3 protein-coding genes are annotated in these 2,809 nt (G+C 52.0%); all 3 read left to right on the top strand.

The window, feature by feature from the left end; translation table 11 throughout:
* Positions 1–169: 169 nt before the first annotated feature.
* Complete coding sequence (locus MHN01_RS23305) at positions 170–1,051, top strand: PHP domain-containing protein (RefSeq protein ID WP_239413740.1); 882 nt, start codon at positions 170–172, stop codon at positions 1,049–1,051.
* Between the two features lie 8 nt (positions 1,052–1,059).
* A complete protein-coding gene (locus MHN01_RS23300; protein WP_239413739.1) occupies positions 1,060–1,680 on the top strand; it encodes an L-threonylcarbamoyladenylate synthase in 621 nt (206 codons plus the stop codon).
* Between the two features lie 252 nt (positions 1,681–1,932).
* A partial coding sequence (gene rluB, locus MHN01_RS23295) for a 23S rRNA pseudouridine(2605) synthase RluB (protein ID WP_239413738.1) occupies positions 1,933–2,809 on the top strand: 877 nt, incomplete at its 3' end.

Genomic DNA, 2,809 nt, shown 5'->3' with positions numbered 1-2,809 from the left:
TAGGCACAGCAAATCACACCACCCGCAGAGGGAAGTGCCACCACCAAGAAAAGAAAGCGCAGAGCTGATGATGAATTTGCTGTAACATGTAAATATCCTGTAATTTGATTACTGGGTAACTGCGTACTAGTAAACTAGTTCATGAAAATAATGTCAAGAAAATAAATTTATGTTGTTTGATTTACATAGCCATACCACAGCATCGGATGGCCGTTTAGCGCCGGAAGAGCTGGTAAGAAGAGCGGTTGAACGACGTGTTGATGTGCTTGCGATCACAGATCACGATACCGTGGCAGGCCTTGAATCGGCACAGCAGGCAATCGATGCAGAAAATTTGCCTCTAACTCTCATCAAAGGTATTGAAATATCGACACTTTGGCGAAATTTTGATATTCACATTGTCGGCTTGAACATAGACCACGAACACCCGGCCATCACTACCATGATCGCCGAGCAGGCGGCACGGCGTGAGACACGGGCTGCGTTGATTGCCGAGCGGCTCGAGAAAAACCGTATGCCGGGTGCGCTGGCCGGAGCCAAGGCGCTGGCCGGCGGTGCGACGCTGACGCGGGCCCATTTTGCGCAGTGGCTGGTAGAACAAGGTTATGCCAAAAATATGCAGGCGGTGTTCAAAAAATTCCTGACCCGAAACAACCCGGGTTATGTACCGCCCAGCTGGTGCTCGATTGCCGAGGCCGTCGAGGCCATTCATGCTGCCGGAGGCCAGGCGGTATTGGCACACCCGGGCCGCTACAAGATGACGGCAAAGTGGTTGAAACGCCTGCTGACGGCGTTCGTTGAAGCCAATGGGGATGCAATGGAGGTTGCACAACCCCAGCAATCTCAGCAGGAGCGCAGGACACTTGCTGACTACTCGATAGAATATAACTTGCTCGCTTCGCAAGGTTCTGACTTTCACTATGCCTCTCCATGGACCGAACTTGGGCGCAATCTCTGGTTGCCAAAAGGAGTGACTGAGGTCTGGCAAACGTGGAGTGTCGAAAAGAAGCGGGTTGATGATGAGGTTCCGCAGAGAACGGAACTATCCTAGGAGGAACAATGAGCCAATTTTTTTACGTTCACCCCGAAACACCGCAAAACCGCCTGATCAACCAGGCAGTGGCAATTATTCGCAATGGTGGGGTGATTGTTTACCCGACAGACTCGGGGTATGCCCTGGGTTGCCAGTTGGAAAACAAGCAAGCGCTGGAGCGTATCTGCCAGATCCGTCGTCTTAATGACAAGCATAACTTTACGCTGTTGTGTCGTGACCTGTCAGAGCTGTCGTTGTATGCCCGCGTCGATAATACGGCGTTCCGCTTGCTGCGTAACAATACGCCGGGCGCCTATACGTTTATTTTCAAAGGGACCAAGGAAGTACCGCGTCGCCTGATGAATCCCAAGCGTAAGACCATAGGTATTCGAGTGCCTGATAATGCCATCGCCCTGGCTTTGCTTGAGGCGCTGGGCGAGCCGATGATGTCGACCTCGTTGATCCTGCCTGATAGCGATGTCGCCGAGTCTGATCCGGATGAAATCCGCGATAAGCTGGAGCATGCCGTCGATTTAATTATCAACGGCGGTTACCTGGGCGAGCAGCCGACAACGGTGATTGACTTCAGTAATGACGAGATGGAAGTGGCGCGTGTCGGTGCCGGGGATCCCGCTCCGTTCGAATAGTCGTTTAAGCAATAAGCATTACGTTTCTTATTGGTTGCTCCGGACAGAAAAGAAGTCGTTGCTGATGGCTATCTAATCCGTCTTTTCGGTGGTATCTGCATCAAGCTTTTGGCATAATCCACGGTCGCTTTAAGAGGGCTTAGGGCGTGATACCAAGCAGTGTGCAGATACAGCCGAAGAGGCTTGATAAGCGTGCTGCCGGTATATTTGATGATATTTCGACGCCTGTGAAGGCGACAAAGGTTTATCCAAATGAGTGAAAAATTACAGAAGGTGCTGGCTCGTTCAGGCCAAGGTTCCCGCCGCGAGCTTGAATTAATGATTCAAAATGGCCGGGTAAGCATTGATGGCAAGACCGCAAAGCTAGGCGATCGTCTTGAAGACGGTCATGATTCAATTGTTCGCATTGATGGACATAAAATCAATCTAGTTGCACCTTCTGAAGAAGTGTGTCGCGTACTTGCCTATAACAAGCCTGAAGGTGAGTTATGTACGCGCCACGATCCTGATGGTCGTCGTACTGTTTTCGATCGCCTTCCGCGCCTGGAGTCGGGCCGTTGGGTGTCTGTCGGCCGTCTGGATGCGAACACGTCAGGTTTGTTGCTTTTCACTACCGACGGTGAGTTGGCAAACCGATTGATGCACCCGAGCCATCGCGTTGAGCGTGAATACATGGTACGTGTGTTTGGTGACGTCAATGAGCAGATGATCAAGAATCTGGTTAACGGTGTTGAGCTGGAAGATGGTATGGCGCGCTTCGAAGACGTGGTGTATGCCGGCGGTGAAGGGATGAACCATACGTTCTACGTTATGCTGACTGAAGGCCGTAATCGTGAGGTTCGCCGCCTGTGGGACTCTCAGGGTGTGACGGTAAGCCGCCTGAAGCGTGTTCGCTACGGCGATATCTTCCTGACCAAGGACATTCCGCGTGGGGGCTGGATGGAGCTTGAGCTGAAGGAAGTGAACTATCTGCGTGAAATGGTCGAGCTGAAGCCGGAAGAGAACACCATGCTGACGGTAGAAGGCCAGAAGCGTAAGAAAGGGGTTCGCCAGATCCGCCGTGCAGTTCGTCGCCATGAAGAGCGTATTAATGATGATTCGCCGCGCGGTCGTCGTGGTCGTCAGGACA

This window comes from Photobacterium sp. OFAV2-7, from assembly GCF_022347985.1.
Classification (GTDB): Bacteria; Pseudomonadota; Gammaproteobacteria; order Enterobacterales; family Vibrionaceae; genus Photobacterium.
Note: the sequence above shows the minus strand (reverse complement) of the source record. Positions and strands in the feature narration are given on the sequence as shown.